A 15,114-nucleotide genomic window follows, 5' to 3' on the forward strand; every position below is an offset into this window, starting at 1 on the left:
GGACAGCCTGATGTGCCTGATTGTTTTTGCCTGGCGACCGGGTCATGCCCAGCCGCTGGTCGTGGCGGCCAACCGCGATGAATTCTACGCCCGCCCCAGCCTGCCGCTGGCGCCATGGCCCGAAGCGCCGCATGTGCATGCGGGGCGCGACCTCGAGGCCGGTGGCACCTGGCTCGGTGTCGGCGCCAACGGACGATTTGCGGCGCTGACCAACATCCGCGATCCCCATCGACCGCCGGGGCGCAAGTCTCGAGGGGAACTGGTAGCACGGTTCCTCGAGGGCGATTGCTCGATTGATGACTATTTGGCCGACGTTGTCCGACGTTCGCCTGAATATGGCGGGTTCAATCTACTGGTCGGCAACAGGAACGAGCTCTGGCACTTCAATGCCCGGGAGACGGAAGCCGTGATGCTGCAACCTGGAGTCTACGGCGTGTCGAACGCCGGGCTGGATACGCCGTGGCCGAAGTTGCTCAAGGCCAAGGCTGCATTGAGCGAGGTGCTGGATGATCCGCAGCCTCAGGCGCTGTTGGCGTTATTGAGCGATGTGCAGACCGCGCCGTTTGCCGAGTTGCCGGATACCGGTGTCGGGTTGGCTACCGAAACATTGCTGTCGAGCGTGTTCATTGCCAGCCAGAGTTATGGAACCCGGGCGAGTACGGCGTTGATTGTGCAGGCGGATGGGGCGCTGCATATGGTCGAGAGGAGTTTCGGGCCGTATGGCGGGCATCTTGGGGAAGTGGAGATCAGGTTGTAGTTGTGTGTTGTCTGGACTGGCCCCATCGCGAGCAAGCTCGCTCCCACAGTGGGCTTGTGTAGTTTCACTGCTTTGTGAACAACACAAAACCCTGTGGGAGCGAGCTTGCTCGCGATGGGGCCGTCAGCGTCTTAGAGGGGCTTGATTGCTGCTGGATTGATCATCCGCGCCAACCCGAGGTTCTTCAGCGCCAGCTGCAACGAGCTGTGAATCACTTGCGGGTTGTCGATGGTCATCAGCTCAGCCAGCAATTCCTTGGCCTTGCTCAGGTTGATCTGGCGCAGCATCCACTTCACTTTCGGCAAGTTGGTGGCGTTCATCGACAAACTGTCGAAACCCATTGCCATCAACAGCACGGCCGCCGCCGGATCACCGGCCATTTCGCCGCAGATACTCACTGGCTTGCCTTCGGCGTGGGCATCACGCACCACGTTCTGCAGCGCCTGAAGCACCGCCGGGTGCAGGTAATCGTAGAGGTCGGCCACCCGCGGGTTGTTGCGGTCCACGGCCAGCAGGTACTGGGTCAGGTCGTTGGAGCCGACCGACAGGAAGTCCACTTGCCGCGCCAGTTCCTTGGTCTGGTACACCGCCGCCGGAATCTCGATCATCACGCCAATCGGCGGCATCGGTACGTCGCAGCCCTCGTCACGCACTTCGCCCCATGCACGATGGATCAGGTGCAGGGCTTCCTCCAGCTCGTGGATGCCGGAAATCATCGGCAGCAGGATGCGCAGGTTGTTCAAGCCTTCACTGGCCTTGAGCATGGCGCGGGTCTGCACCAGGAAAATTTCCGGGTGATCAAGGGTGACGCGAATGCCGCGCCAGCCGAGGAAGGGGTTGTCTTCCTTGATCGGGAAGTACGACAGCGATTTGTCGCCGCCGATGTCCAGGGTTCGCATGGTCACCGGTTGCGGGTGGAACGCGGCCAACTGCTCGCGGTAGATCGCCAGTTGTTCCTTTTCGCTCGGGAAGCGCTGGTTGATCATGAACGGCACTTCGGTGCGGTACAGGCCGACGCCTTCGGCACCACGCTTCTGCGCACGCGCCACATCCGCCAGCAGGCCGGTGTTGACCCACAGCGGCATGCGGTGGCCATCGACCGTCACGCACGGCAGATCGCGCAGCGCATCCAGCCCGAGGGCCAGTTGTTTCTCTTCCTCGACCACCTCGGCGAACTGCTTGCGCAGCACTTCACTCGGGTTGGTGTAGACCTCGCCGTGGTAGCCGTCGACGATCATCTGGATGCCGTCGACCTTGGAGTACGGCAGGTCGACCAGGCCCATCACCGTCGGGATGCCCATGGCGCGCGCCAGGATGGCGACGTGGGAGTTACCGGAGCCGAGTACCGACACCAGGCCGACCAGCTTGCCTTCCGGAACCTCGCCGAGCATCGCCGGCGTCAGTTCTTCGCTGACCAGAATGGTGTTGTCGGGGTAGACCAGGGTTTGCTGGCGCTCTTCCTGCAAGTAAGCCAGCAAGCGACGGCCGAGATCCTTGACGTCGGAGGCACGCTCACGCAGGTAGGCGTCGTCCATCAATTCGAAGCGGTTGACGTGATCGGTGACCACCTGGCGCAACGCGCCCTGGGCCCACTGGCCGGTCTTGATCACGGTGGTGACTTCGCTGCCCAGCGCGGCATCGTCGAGCATCATCAGGTAGACGTCGAACAAGGCCCGTTCTTCGGGGCGCAACTGTGTGGCGAGCTTGGCGGACAAGGTGCGCATGTCGGCGCGTACGCCCTCGATGGCGGTCTTGAACAGCCCGAGTTCGGCGTCGATATCAGCGATGGCCTTGTCCGGCACCACGTCCAGATCGGCCGGCGGCAGCATGACCACCGCCGTACCGACCGCGGCACCCGGCGAACCCGGCACGCCGATGAACTTGGCTTCCTGGATGCCTTTGCCCTGACGACCGAGGCCACGGATCGAACCGGTGGCCTCGGCATGGGCGATAACACCGGCGAGCTGCGCGCTCATGGTCACGAGGAAGGCTTCTTCCCCTTCATCGAACTGGCGACGCTCTTTTTGCTGGATGACCAACACGCCGACGACGCGACGGTGGTGGATGATCGGCGCCCCGAGGAACGAGGCGAAGCGTTCTTCACCGGTTTCGGCGAAGTAGCGGTAGCGCGGGTGGTCCGCGGCGTTTTCGAGGTTCAGGGGTTCTTCACGCGTGCCGACCAGACCCACCAGACCTTCGTTGGGGGCCATGCTGACCTTGCCGATCGAGCGCTTGTTCAAGCCCTCGGTGGCCATCAGCACGAACCGGTTGGTCTCCGGATCAAGCAGGTAGACCGAGCAGACCTGGCTGCCCATGGCCTCTTTGACGCGCAACACAATAATCCCCAACGCCGCCTTGAGATCCTTGGCGGAGTTAACTTCCTGGACGATCTTGCGCAGCGTATTGAGCATGGCTCGGGGTCGAACTCCGTCGTCAGTCGCGCGCTAAAAGGCGCGGGGCAAGCTCTTTGAGAGCGCGTCGATACACCTCGCGCTTGAATGTCACCACCTGGCCCAACGGATACCAATAGCTGACCCAGCGCCAGCCATCGAATTCCGGTTTACCGGTCAAATCCATCCGCACCCGCTGCTCGTTGGAGATCAGGCGCAGGAGAAACCATTTCTGTTTCTGGCCGATGCACAGCGGTTGGCTGTGGGTACGTACCAGACGTTGCGGCAAACGATAGCGCAACCAGCCCCGGGTGCAGGCGAGAATTTCAACATCTTCGCGCTCAAGGCCCACTTCTTCGTTCAGCTCGCGGTACAAGGCGTCTTCCGGCGTCTCTTCGGGGTTGATTCCCCCCTGCGGAAACTGCCAGGCATCTTGATTGATTCGGCGAGCCCATAGCACCTGGCCGGCGTCATTCGTCAGAATGATCCCGACATTGGGGCGAAAACCATCGGGGTCGATCACGGCAACAACCTCGCAAACGCATGTCGCCGCATTGTTCCACAAAGGTTGTGAAGGCGGCAACGAAGGTTCCTACCTTATGTGCACTCTTGTGAAAAGACCGTATTCTTATCGCCTTTTTACTGACTTTTCAGCGGGTAACTGTAATGCGCCTGGCTTTATTCGATTTGGACAACACCCTTCTGGGCGGTGACAGCGATCACGCTTGGGGCGATTACCTGTGCGAGCGCGGCTTTCTCGACGCCGTCGCCTACAAGGCTCGCAACGATGAGTTCTACCAGGACTACCTGGCCGGCAAACTGGATAACGCTGCTTATCTGAACTTCTGCCTGGAAGTGCTTGGCCGCACCGAAATGGCCACGCTGGATCAGTGGCACAACGATTACATGCGCGACTGCATCGAACCGATCCTGCTGCCCAAGGCCATCGAGTTGCTGGCCAGGCACCGCGCGGCCGGCGACAAACTGGTCATCATCACCGCCACCAACCGCTTCGTCACCGGGCCGATTGCCGAGCGCCTGGGCGTCGAAACCCTGATCGCCACCGAATGCGAAATGCTCGACGGCCGCTACACCGGACGCAGCACCGACGTGCCGTGCTTCCGCGAGGGCAAGGTGACTCGCTTGAATCGCTGGCTGGAAGAAACCGGGTTTACGCTGGAAGACAGCTATTTCTATAGCGACTCGATGAATGATTTTCCGTTGCTGGAGCAGGTGACTCATGCGGTAGCGGTTGATCCTGATCCGAACTTGCGGGCCGAGGCCGAGAAGCGGGGTTGGCCGGTGATTTCGTTGCGCGATTGATAAAACAAAAGATCGCAGCCTTCGGCAGCTCCTACAGGTGTGCGCAATACCCTGTAGGAGCTGCCGAAGGCTGCGATCTTTTTGGGTCAAACAGGCTTGGCCCCCATCAACCCGGCAATCGCCACAAGACAGACAAAACTGAACAACGCCAAGGCAAAGGTGAATTTCCCCACCCCACCCGGCGTCTTGCGCAGTTTGTTGAGCCGCACCAGCAGCCAGAACCACGCCAGTGCCGCCACGGTGTACAGCACGCTGGAGGCCAGCAACCAGGTCTGCCCCAGCGGCCAGCCCACCAGGTGCACCATCCACCAGCCGGTGAACGGCATGCTCAGCAGCGCCAGGCCCATCAGCAGCCAGACGAACACCCTTGGCCGCTGCAAGGTTCTACTACCCGCCGTCGCATCACCCTTGCGCCGCGCAAGCAATACCCAGACTCCCAGCCCCAGCGCACAAGCCAGCAGTACAACCGTTGCCACCATGTGCGCCGCTTTCAGGGCAGTTAACGTTTCCATTGTCAGATTTCCTTATTGCCTTGCCCGTCAGCGTAGCCGTTCAGCCAAGAAACAGCTGATAGGCCGGGTTGTCGCTTTCGTCCCAGTACGGGTAACCGATTTCCTCCAGCGCCGCCGGCACCAGGTGGCGCTCGTCGTGGGGCACTTGCAGGCCCGCGACGACACGGCCATCCGCCGCGCCATGGTTGCGGTAGTGGAACATCGAGATGTTCCAGCGCCCGCCGAGCTTGTTGAGGAAGTTGAACAGCGCCCCCGGACGTTCCGGGAATTCGAAACGCAGGATCACTTCATCGACCACATGCGCCGCCCGCCCGCCCACCATGTGGCGGATGTGCAGCTTGGCCAGTTCGTTGTCGGTCAGGTCCAGCACCGGGAAACCCTGCTCGCTCAGGCTGGCGATCAGCGCGCTGCGCGGGTCGTTTTCCGGGTGGGTCTGCACACCGACAAAGATGTGCGCTTCGCTGCCGGTGTTGTAGCGGTAGTTGAATTCGGTGATCTGGCGCTTGCCGATGGCCTCGCAGAACGCCTTGAAGCTGCCCGGTTTCTCGGGAATGGTCACGGCGATGATCGCTTCGCGGCCCTCGCCCAGCTCCGCACGCTCGGCGACGTGGCGCAGGCGGTCGAAGTTGACGTTGGCCCCGGAGTCGATGGCCACGAAGGTCTGGCCGCTGACGCCGCGCTGCTCGACATACTTCTTGATCCCGGCCACGCCCAAGGCGCCGGCAGGTTCGGTGATCGAGCGGGTATCGTCGTAGATATCCTTGATGGCGGCACAGATTTCGTCGGTGCTCACGGTGATCACTTCATCGACATGGTCTTTGCAGATATCGAAGGTGTGCTGACCGATCTGGGCCACCGCAACGCCGTCGGCGAAGAGGCCCACGGTCGGCAGTACCACGCGCTCGCCGGCCGCCATGGCGGCTTGCAGACAATTGGAATCATCCGGCTCGACACCGATGATCTTGATGTCCGGGCGCAGGTACTTCACGTAAGCCGCGATGCCGGCGATCAGGCCGCCGCCGCCCACCGGGACGAAAATCGCATCCAGTGGCTGCGGGTGCTGGCGCAGAATCTCCATCGCCACGGTGCCCTGCCCCGCAATGGTGTGGGGATCGTCATACGGGTGAATGTAGACGTAGCCTTTTTCGTCGACCAGTTTCAGCGAGTAAGCCAAGGCTTCCGGGAACGAATCGCCGTGCAGCACCACTTTGCCACCACGTGAGCGCACGCCTTCGACCTTGATCTCCGGGGTGGTCTTGGGCATGACGATGGTCGCTTTCACGCCCAACACCTTCGCCGCCAGGGCCAGGCCCTGAGCATGGTTGCCCGCCGACGCGGTGACCACACCGCGAGCGCGTTCTTCGTCGCTCAACTGGGTCAACTTGTTATAGGCGCCACGAATCTTGAACGAGAACACCGGCTGCAAGTCTTCGCGCTTGAGCCAAATGCTGTTGCCCAGCCGCTCGGAGAGCTGGCGGGCAGTCTGCAGCGGGGTTTCTACGGCAACGTCATAAACGCGCGAGGTGAGGATCTTTTTGACGTACTGTTCAAGCATCGGAAAGCATCACTGAGCGGGTTGGGCAGGACCAAGGAGTCTAACCCGCATTTTGGGCGGGCGACCACACTAAACAGGTGGTTTTAAGCCAGCGAAAAGATCGCAGCCTTCGGCAGCTCCTACAGGCGCGATCTTTTGACCTGCCAATCGGGCAATGACCTTCCCCGCCCCGAAGCCTATAATGCCGGCCTTTCGTCCCCTCCTCGGCACCCCGGAGCCCGCATGAATCAGGATCAACTCAAACAGGCAGTGGCTCAGGCCGCCGTCGACTTCATCCTTCCGAAACTCGACGACAAGAGCATCGTCGGGGTCGGCACCGGCTCCACCGCCAACTGCTTCATCGACGCCCTGGCCAAGCACAAGGGCGCATTCGACGGCGCCGTCGCCAGTTCCGAAGCCACCGCCGCGCGCCTCAAGGGCCACGGGATTCCGGTGTACGAACTGAACACCGTCAGCGACCTGGAGTTCTATGTCGACGGCGCCGATGAAAGCGACGAGCACCTGAACCTGATCAAGGGCGGCGGCGCGGCCCTGACCCGCGAGAAGATTGTCGCGGCCGTGGCCAAGACCTTCATCTGCATCGCCGATGCCAGCAAACTGGTGCCGGTCCTCGGTACTTTCCCGCTGCCGGTGGAAGTGATCCCGATGGCCCGCAGCCATGTGGCCCGCGAGCTGGTGAAGCTCGGCGGCGACCCGGTTTACCGCGAAGGCGTGCTGACCGACAACGGCAACATCATCCTCGACGTGTTCAACATGCAGATCACCAATCCGGTGGAACTGGAAACGCAGATCAATGCGATCGTCGGCGTGGTCACCAACGGTTTGTTCGCGGCACGTCCGGCGGATCTGTTGTTGCTGGGTACGAGCGAAGGCGTGAAGACACTGCGCGCCGAGTAACCAAGACCGCCCACATTTTTGTGGGCAGATGAAAAAACCTGTGGGAGCGAGCTTGCTCGCGATGAGGCCGTGTCAGTCGACTGAGATGTTGAATGACAGACCGCTATCGCGAGCAAGCTCGCTCCCACAGTGTTTTGTGGTGTTGGTTAAAGTTGCGTGGGTTTCTTGAACACGTAGAACAGGTTCGGCTCACTCACCAGGTACAGCGCACCGTCGTCGTCCACGGCGATCCCCTCCGCTTGCGGCACGGTTTTTTGCAGGCCATGGCGCCCCTTGCTCAATGACATTGTGCTCAGCGGACGCCCGTCCACATCCAGCTCCAGAATCAATCGCGACTCATCCGACAGCGCCAGCAAATGCCCGCTGCGCTCGTCGTATTGCAGGCTCGACAGATCCCGCACGAACATCCCGGCATCACGCTTGGGGTCGTTGATCACGTGCACCGAGTAGGATTCTTCAGGATTGAAGCGCGGAAAACCGTGCACCTCGTAGATCAGCATCGGGTTGCGCTCCTTGGCGACGAACAGGCGCTTGCCCACAGAATCGTATGCCAGGCCTTCGAAGCCCTTGTTGCCGCCCATGTGAACGCCAATGGTCATCTGCTCGGCGTCTGCTGCATCGACGAAGGTGGTGTCCTGCTCCAGACGAATCTTGATCAGCCGCTGTTGGCTTTCATCAGTGACCACGTAGATGTCCTCGCTGATGAACTCCACCGCCTCCGGATCGCCGAAACCGACCAGTGCCACACGACGCAGGATCCTGCCGTCGAGGGACAACTCGATCAGCTCGCTTCGTTTATTGGTGACGGTGAACAGGCTTTTGCGCACCGGGTCGTAGGTCAGCGCTGAAACGTCGTCGGCCAGGCCATCGATCACCTGCGCTTCGGTCACGACCTGATATTGGTCCAGCCCCATGGACCGGGAACTCACCGGCTGCCACAGCGTATGCAGATTGAACCAGGTGCGCTCGAACAGACGCATGTACTGGGCGATCGCTATCAACGCGATCAGCAAGACCACCGACAGGATCAGAATCAGGGATTTGGGGCGGGCAAATCGACGCATTCGGGTGGGCTCGGGTCAAAACAGGCGGATGAAATATCACGCCCGTCTGAACTGAAGCTTAATGGCCGTGAGCCTTTTACGCATACGCAATCAGCGTAGGAGCTGCCGCAGGCTGCGATCTTTTGATCTTTAGCTATCAGTCAAGAGATCGCAGCCTTCGGCAGCTCCTACACAGAGGCACTACCTCTGTTTTTCGAAGCGATAAAACAGGTTCGGCTCACTCACCATGTACAGCGTGCCCGCTTCATCCATGGTTACGCCTTCGGCACGGGGAATGGTATTTTTCAGGCCGTTGAAGCCACGCAGCAGGGTGATGAAACTGACCTGCTCACCCTTCTTGTCCAGTTCCAGCAACAGGTGCGAGTCGGCGGACAGCACCAGCATGTGGCCGGTCCGTGGATCGACGGCCAGGGCAGACAGGTTGCGCATGTCCAGCGCATGGCTGGCCAGCTTCAGCTTGTCGCCGGTCAGCACCTTGCCGTCACCTTTCCAGGCAAACAATGCCGGCGGGCGCTCTTCGCCCAGCAGCAGTTGCTGATTGCTCGGGTCCCAGGTGACACCCTCGAACGCCTTGTTCTGGTCTTTGGAAGGCCCGAGGTCGTATTTCGGGAAGTCGGCCATATTCAATTCGCGGGTATCGGCATCGACCTTGACGATAGCGATCAGATGCTCGCGCTCATCGACAATGGCCAGCCGGCCGTCGCCCAGCACGGTGATGCCCTCAGGGTTGCTCCAGCCGACCAACGGCATTTTGCGCAGCACATCGCCCTGCAAGTTCAATTCGACCAGGAACGGGTTCTTGCCCATGACCGAAAACAGGGTCTTGGTCTGAGGGTCGTAGGCCACGTCCGATGCTTCATCCTTCTCCATGCCCGGCAACGGCTTGGCATCGATCACCGCCCGATAGTCCGGAAGCCAGATGCTCGCCTCGCGCTCGGCCGGGCTCTTGAATTGCTCTTTCACCCAGAGCATGCCCCGAGAATCCCAGTGCATGGCAAATGCAACACCATAGGCGACAACAACCACCAGCAGCAGCCAGGTGTGCCAACGCAGGGCGAAGCGCGAACGGCGGACAGGTTCAAGCGTTGAAAGCGGAGGAGTGGCCATCGGGGAATGCGTTCCAGAAATTCAGGCTAGGGGTAATAGCTGTAGGAGCTGGCTTGCCAGCGAAAGCGGTGTAACAGACAACATGGATGTTGAATGTTGCGGCCTCTTCTCTGGCAAGCCAGCTCCTACAGCGGGCAGGGGTAGATCAGCGAACGCTGCTGGTGAAACTGCTGGCGCCCGGCAATTCCAGAACGATCTCGTCACCGACATTCAGCGGACCGACGCCCACTGGTGTGCCGGTGAGGATCACGTCCCCGGCCTGCAACGAGAAGCAGCCGGCCATGTGCTGGATCATCGGCACGATCGGGTTGAGCATTGCGCTGCTGTTGCCGTCCTGGCGCACTTCACCGTTGATGGTCAGGCGAATGCCGATGTCGGTCAGGTCGGCAAACGAGCTGCCGGACACGAACGGAGCAAGCACTGCCGCGCCGTCGAAGGACTTGGCGATTTCCCAGGGCAAACCCTTGGATTTCAGCTCGGCCTGCTTGTCACGCAGGGTCAGGTCCAGGGCCGGGGCGAAACCGGAAATGGCGTCGAGCACTTCTTCACGGCTCGGTTTGGTCGACAACGGCTTGCCGATCAAGACCGCGATTTCCGCTTCGTAATGCACCGAACCGCGCTCGGTCGGAATGCTGAAACCGCCTTCCAGCGGCACCACGCAACTGCCCGGCTTGATGAACAGCAGTGGTTCGGTCGGCACCGGGTTATCCAGTTCCTTGGCGTGTTCGGCGTAGTTACGGCCGATGCACACCACTTTCCCCAGCGGGAAGTGAATGCGCGTACCGTCGACATACTGGTGCTGATAGCTCATTACCGACTCCTGCTTCGTTGGCTCTTAAAGTTCGAAAATCAAACAGCGAAAATCTTGCCCGGGTTCATGATGCCGTTCGGGTCGAACACCGCCTTGACCGCTTTCATGTACTCGATCTCGACCGGTGAACGGCTGTAGGTCAGGTAATCACGCTTGGTCATGCCCACGCCATGCTCGGCGGAGATCGAACCGTTGTACTTCTCGACGGTTTCGAACACCCACTTGTTGACGGTGGCGCACTTGGCGAAGAACTCATCCTTGCTCAGGTTATCCGGCTTGAGGATGTTCAAGTGCAGGTTGCCGTCGCCGATGTGGCCGAACCAGACGATTTCGAAATCCGGGTAGTGTTCACCGACGATCGCGTCGATTTCCTTCAGGAATGCCGGGACTTTCGATACGGTGACCGAAATGTCGTTCTTGTACGGCGTCCAGTGGGAAATGGTTTCGGAGATGTATTCGCGCAGCTTCCACAGGTTCTGCAGCTGGGTTTCGCTCTGGCTCATCACGCCGTCCAGCACCCAGCCCTGCTCGACGCAGTGCTCGAAAGTTTCCAGGGCGTGATTGGCCACTTCTTCGGTGGTCGCTTCGAATTCCAGCAGCGCGTAGAACGGGCAATCGGATTCGAACGGCGCCGGCACATCGCCACGGGCCATGACTTTGGCCAGGGCTTTGTCGGAGAAAAATTCGAAGGCGGTCAGGTCAAGCTTGCTCTGGAAGGCGTGCAGCACCGGCATGATCGAGTCGAAATCGGCGGTGCCGAGAACCATCGCGGTGAGGTTTTTCGGTGCGCGGTCCAGGCGCATGGTCGCTTCGACCACGAACCCCAAAGTGCCTTCGGCGCCGATGAACAGCTGACGCATGTCATAGCCGGTGGCGTTCTTGATCAGGTCGCGGTTCAGTTCCAGCACGTCGCCCTTGCCGGTGACCACTTTCATGCCAGCGACCCAGTTGCGGGTCATGCCGTAGCGAATCACCTTGATCCCGCCGGCATTGGTGCCGATATTGCCGCCAATCTGGCTCGAACCTGCCGAAGCGAAGTCCACCGGGTAGTACAGGCCGTTTTCTTCGGCCACGTTCTGCAGGTGCTCGGTGACCACGCCCGGCTGGCAAACGGCCGTGCGGTCAGTGAGGTTCACGTCGAGGACCTGGTTCATGTAGTCGAAGGACACCACGACTTCACCATTGGCCGCGACCGCTGCTGCGGAAAGACCGGTTCGACCGCCGGAAGGCACCAGCGCCACCTTGTATTTGTTGGCCCACAGGACAATGGCCTGGACCTGCTCGGTGGTCTTGGGGAACACGATGGCGGTCGGGGCCGGGGCGAAATGCTTGGTCCAATCCTTTCCGTAAGCATTCAGGGAGTCGGCATCGGTCAGCACCTTGCCAGGCTCAACCAGGGTCTTCAGCTCTTCAATCAGGGCAGGATTGGTCATCGACAGAACTCTCGAACAATTCATGGTCATCCTGAGAACGCTTCACGTCGCAGGAATGAGTGTTTAGCGGGGTGCATATGCTAGCATAACGACCCCGCAGGATAGTGCCCAAGGGCTGTTCTGCGGTGACGGTTTAGTTGCCGTCCGGGTCAGCATCTGTTGACCATTTCCTGCCATTTTTCTCCGGGATACAGGTTTACGCAGATGAGCAAGACTTCTCTCGATAAGAGCAAGATCAAGTTCCTTCTTCTCGAAGGCGTCCACCAATCGGCTGTCGACGTCCTCAAGGCGGCGGGCTACACCAGCATCGAGTACCTCACTGGTTCTCTGCCGGAAGCCCAGCTCAAGGAAAAGATCGCTGATGCTCACTTCATCGGCATTCGCTCCCGCACTCAACTGACCGAAGAGATCTTCGATCACGCGAAGAAGCTGGTCGCTGTCGGCTGTTTCTGCATCGGCACCAACCAGGTCGACCTGGACGCTGCTCGCGAGCGCGGTATCGCCGTGTTCAACGCACCGTACTCCAACACCCGTTCCGTAGCGGAGCTGGTGCTGGCCGAAGCGATCCTGCTGCTGCGCGGCATCCCTGAGAAGAACGCTTCCTGCCACCGTGGCGGCTGGATCAAGAGCGCTGCCAACTCCTTCGAGATCCGCGGCAAGAAGCTGGGCATCGTCGGCTACGGCTCGATCGGTACTCAACTGTCGGTCCTGGCGGAAGGCCTGGGCATGCAGGTGTACTTCTACGACACCATCACCAAGCTGCCATTGGGTAACGCCACTCAGGTAGGCAACCTGCACGAACTGCTGGCGATGTCCGACATCGTTTCGCTGCACGTACCGGAAACCGCCGCCACCCAGTGGATGATGGGCGAGAAGGAAATCCGCGCCATCAAGAAAGGCGGCATCCTGATCAACGCCGCCCGCGGCACCGTGGTCGAACTGGACCACCTGGCGGACGCGATCAAGGACAAACACCTGATCGGCGCGGCCATCGACGTATTCCCGGTGGAGCCACGCTCCAACGACGAAGAGTTCGAAAGCCCGCTGCGTGGCCTGGACAACGTGATCCTGACCCCGCACATCGGTGGCTCCACCGCTGAAGCCCAGGCCAACATCGGTCTGGAAGTGGCGGAAAAACTGGTCAAGTACAGCGACAACGGTACTTCGGTATCGTCCGTGAACTTCCCGGAAGTGGCCCTGCCGGCTCACCCTGGCAAGCACCGCCTGCTGCACATCCACGAAAACATCCCGGGCGTGCTCAGCGAGATCAACAAGGTCTTCGCCGAAAACGGCATCAACATCTCCGGTCAGTTCCTGCAGACCAACGAGAAAGTCGGCTACGTGGTAATCGACGTCGACGCCGAGTACTCGGACCTGGCGCAAGAGAAGCTGCAACACGTCAACGGCACCATCCGTAGCCGTGTGTTGTTCTGATCACGACCTGAGCGACAAAAAAGGGAGCCTTCGGGCTCCCTTTTTCATTCACGCAACAACGTCACTTGACGTTGACGGTGATCTTCTCGGAAACGATCGGCGGATCGAACGGCATGTGGTTGCTATCGCCCAGTTCCAACTGCAAGGTGTGCTCGCCCGGCGTGAGCGTTACTTCAGCCTGGGTCTGCGCGTTGCCGAAATGCATGTGGTTGGCATCCTTGGGGATCGGCGACCCGGCGGCTGGCAGTTCGTCGACGTCGATCAGCAAGTGGTGATGACCGGTGTTCTTGGTGGTATTGCCCGCCGGTGCCAAGGCAACGTTCTCGACCGCGAACTTGACCACGACGGTCTGTGGAACCGTCGCGCCATCCTTGGGAGACACGATGGACACTTCGGCGCCTTTCGGAGCCGGCGTTGCACTGGCCAGCACCGAAACACCCATCAACAGGCCAGCCAAAGCAGCACGTGACATAAAGGTTTTCATTCTCTTCTCCAGTTTTTCCGTAAAATTCGCGTGACCATGACAACTTCATGGCCATTCGTTGTCGAAGGCACTCGACAACCATAGCAAAGCGAGCCTGAATCAGAGGGTCGCGATAATAAATTCAAAGGAGTGACCATGCGCTTTCTGCCTGGCCTGATCTGCCTGCTACCCCTTCTGAGCCCTTTGGCTCATGCCGAACTGATTGATGACGTCAACGACCGGGGCGAATTGCGCATTGCCGTTGAAGCCAACACCCCCCCGTTCAATTTCAAGGATGACGACAAGCTCACCGGCTTCGAAGTCGAGCTGGGCCAACTGCTGGCAAGTGAACTCGATGTCCGGGCCGACTTTGTCGTCACCGACGGCAGCGATCTGCTGACCGGCGTCGAAAGCGGCAAATACGACATCGCCATCAACCACATAGCAGCGACCCCGGATCTCCGGGATCGTTTCGACTTCAGCGAATCCTACATTCAAACCAACGCGCAACTGATCGCGCAGAAAGAAGAGCCGCGCTCCATTCTGCTGGTGCAGTCGCTGACAGAAGAGAAGCCCAAAACCAACCCGGTCGTGAGCCTGGCGATTCCGTTTCAGAAGGGTAATCCGGCGTTCCATGCCAGCCTGGAGAACGCGTTGCAGCGGATCAAGGATGACGGGCGACTGCAAGCGCTGGAGCAGAAGTGGTTGGGGGCGGATGCGGGTGTGGTGCCGAAGCCTTGAGCCCACTTTGGAGCCCAAGTGAATGCAAAACCTGTGGGAGCGGGCTTGCTCGCGAAGGCGGTGTGTCAGTCAGCATCTCTTTCGACTGACATTCCCCCTTCGCGAGCAAGCCCGCTCCCACATTTGGTTTTGTGTCGGTTGTCAGTTCAGCATTGCCAATGCCTGCGCCGCTTGCGGCAACTCCAGCTCACTGAACACCTGCACCCCATGGCGTTTGAGTAGCGCTGCCGTCACGCCCTCGCCACTGATCTTCACACCGCTGAACGTCCCGTCATAGGTCAGCAGATTGCCGCAGGACGGGCTGTTGGCCTTGAGGACGGCGATGCGGATGCCGTGCTTTTGTACCAGCTCCAGTGCCTGATACGCCCCCGACAGAAACTGCGCACTGACGTCCTCGCCCTCGGTAGTGATCACCAACGCCTGGCCGTCGAGGACTTGCGTGCCCTGCCCGCCTGGAATTTCCGCCGCCGCCCGAGGTGTTGGCAATCCACCTGCCACCTCCGGGCACAACGGCACGACCCGCCCCTCATCAAGCCACTGCTGAAGCTGATCGAACGGCCCGCTGGCCCCGCCGTCGTAACGGACGCGGTGGCCCAACAGGCAGCGGCTGACGAGAATTTTCTGCAT

General features: G+C 60.3%; 15 protein-coding genes. 5 read left to right on the plus strand and 10 right to left on the minus strand.

The genetic code is table 11. From position 1 onward, the window contains the following. Positions 1-10: 10 nt before the first annotated feature. Positions 11-757, plus strand: coding sequence for an NRDE family protein (locus AC3IP0_RS26965; RefSeq protein WP_489326301.1), 747 nt, complete (start codon positions 11-13; stop codon positions 755-757). Between the two features lie 131 nt (positions 758-888). Here the strand turns inward: AC3IP0_RS26965 and ptsP are convergent, their stop codons facing one another. Then, the gene (gene ptsP, locus AC3IP0_RS26970) at positions 889-3,168 is read right to left on the minus strand and encodes a phosphoenolpyruvate--protein phosphotransferase (protein WP_489317590.1); all 2,280 of its coding nucleotides are present in this window, start codon (positions 3,166-3,168) and stop codon (positions 889-891) included. Positions 3,169-3,190: 22 nt separating this feature from the next. Further along, the gene (locus AC3IP0_RS26975; protein WP_003229203.1) at positions 3,191-3,670 is read right to left on the minus strand and encodes an RNA pyrophosphohydrolase; all 480 of its coding nucleotides are present in this window, start codon (positions 3,668-3,670) and stop codon (positions 3,191-3,193) included. A gap of 143 nt (positions 3,671-3,813) precedes the next feature. Here AC3IP0_RS26975 and AC3IP0_RS26980 point away from each other — a divergent pair, with 143 nt between their 5' ends. Beyond that, complete coding sequence (locus AC3IP0_RS26980; RefSeq protein WP_489317591.1) at positions 3,814-4,470, plus strand: histidinol-phosphatase; 657 nt, start codon at positions 3,814-3,816, stop codon at positions 4,468-4,470. 86 nt (positions 4,471-4,556) lie between these two features. Here AC3IP0_RS26980 and AC3IP0_RS26985 read toward each other — a convergent pair whose 3' ends face one another. Both AC3IP0_RS26985 and ilvA read right to left on the minus strand, forming a co-directional pair. Further along, positions 4,557-4,982, minus strand: a complete 426-nt coding sequence (locus AC3IP0_RS26985; protein WP_489317592.1) for a DUF2269 domain-containing protein — start codon at positions 4,980-4,982, stop codon at positions 4,557-4,559. Positions 4,983-5,022: 40 nt separating this feature from the next. After that, on the minus strand, positions 5,023-6,537 hold the full coding sequence (ilvA, locus tag AC3IP0_RS26990; RefSeq protein WP_008015353.1) for a threonine ammonia-lyase, biosynthetic: 1,515 nt from the start codon (positions 6,535-6,537) through the stop codon (positions 5,023-5,025). A gap of 222 nt (positions 6,538-6,759) precedes the next feature. Between ilvA and rpiA the strand changes: the two genes are divergently transcribed. Further along, the gene (gene rpiA / locus AC3IP0_RS26995) at positions 6,760-7,434 is read left to right on the plus strand and encodes a ribose-5-phosphate isomerase RpiA (RefSeq protein WP_046039153.1); all 675 of its coding nucleotides are present in this window, start codon (positions 6,760-6,762) and stop codon (positions 7,432-7,434) included. Positions 7,435-7,580: 146 nt separating this feature from the next. Here rpiA and AC3IP0_RS27000 read toward each other — a convergent pair whose 3' ends face one another. The 4 genes from AC3IP0_RS27000 to AC3IP0_RS27015 form a co-directional block, all read right to left on the minus strand. Beyond that, positions 7,581-8,498 carry an SdiA-regulated domain-containing protein gene (locus AC3IP0_RS27000; RefSeq protein ID WP_489317593.1) on the minus strand — a complete coding sequence of 306 codons (918 nt, stop codon included), beginning with the start codon at positions 8,496-8,498 and terminating at the stop codon, positions 7,581-7,583. Positions 8,499-8,678: 180 nt separating this feature from the next. Further along, positions 8,679-9,605 carry an SdiA-regulated domain-containing protein gene (locus AC3IP0_RS27005; protein ID WP_489317594.1) on the minus strand — a complete coding sequence of 309 codons (927 nt, stop codon included), beginning with the start codon at positions 9,603-9,605 and terminating at the stop codon, positions 8,679-8,681. 145 nt (positions 9,606-9,750) lie between these two features. Further along, positions 9,751-10,416 (minus strand): fumarylacetoacetate hydrolase family protein, encoded by a 666-nt coding sequence (locus AC3IP0_RS27010; RefSeq protein ID WP_046039147.1) that lies wholly within the window; start codon positions 10,414-10,416, stop codon positions 9,751-9,753. 38 nt (positions 10,417-10,454) lie between these two features. After that, the gene (locus tag AC3IP0_RS27015) at positions 10,455-11,849 is read right to left on the minus strand and encodes an FAD-binding oxidoreductase (RefSeq protein ID WP_489317595.1); all 1,395 of its coding nucleotides are present in this window, start codon (positions 11,847-11,849) and stop codon (positions 10,455-10,457) included. A 204-nt stretch (positions 11,850-12,053) separates the two neighbouring features. On the opposite strand from AC3IP0_RS27015, the gene serA reads away from it, so the two are divergent. Continuing rightward, positions 12,054-13,283 (plus strand): phosphoglycerate dehydrogenase, encoded by a 1,230-nt coding sequence (serA, locus tag AC3IP0_RS27020; protein ID WP_095945603.1) that lies wholly within the window; start codon positions 12,054-12,056, stop codon positions 13,281-13,283. A 61-nt stretch (positions 13,284-13,344) separates the two neighbouring features. Here the strand turns inward: serA and AC3IP0_RS27025 are convergent, their stop codons facing one another. Beyond that, entirely contained in the window at positions 13,345-13,767 is a 423-nt protein-coding gene (locus AC3IP0_RS27025; protein WP_489317596.1) for a DUF4399 domain-containing protein, read from the minus strand. Positions 13,768-13,902: 135 nt separating this feature from the next. Between AC3IP0_RS27025 and AC3IP0_RS27030 the strand changes: the two genes are divergently transcribed. After that, positions 13,903-14,487 carry a transporter substrate-binding domain-containing protein gene (locus tag AC3IP0_RS27030; RefSeq protein WP_489326304.1) on the plus strand — a complete coding sequence of 195 codons (585 nt, stop codon included), beginning with the start codon at positions 13,903-13,905 and terminating at the stop codon, positions 14,485-14,487. Positions 14,488-14,628: 141 nt separating this feature from the next. On the opposite strand, the gene AC3IP0_RS27035 is transcribed toward AC3IP0_RS27030, so the two are convergent. Beyond that, positions 14,629-15,114, minus strand: a complete 486-nt coding sequence (locus AC3IP0_RS27035; RefSeq protein WP_489326306.1) for a 2-thiouracil desulfurase family protein — start codon at positions 15,112-15,114, stop codon at positions 14,629-14,631.

It is taken from the genome of Pseudomonas sp. GL_103, from assembly GCF_057835175.1.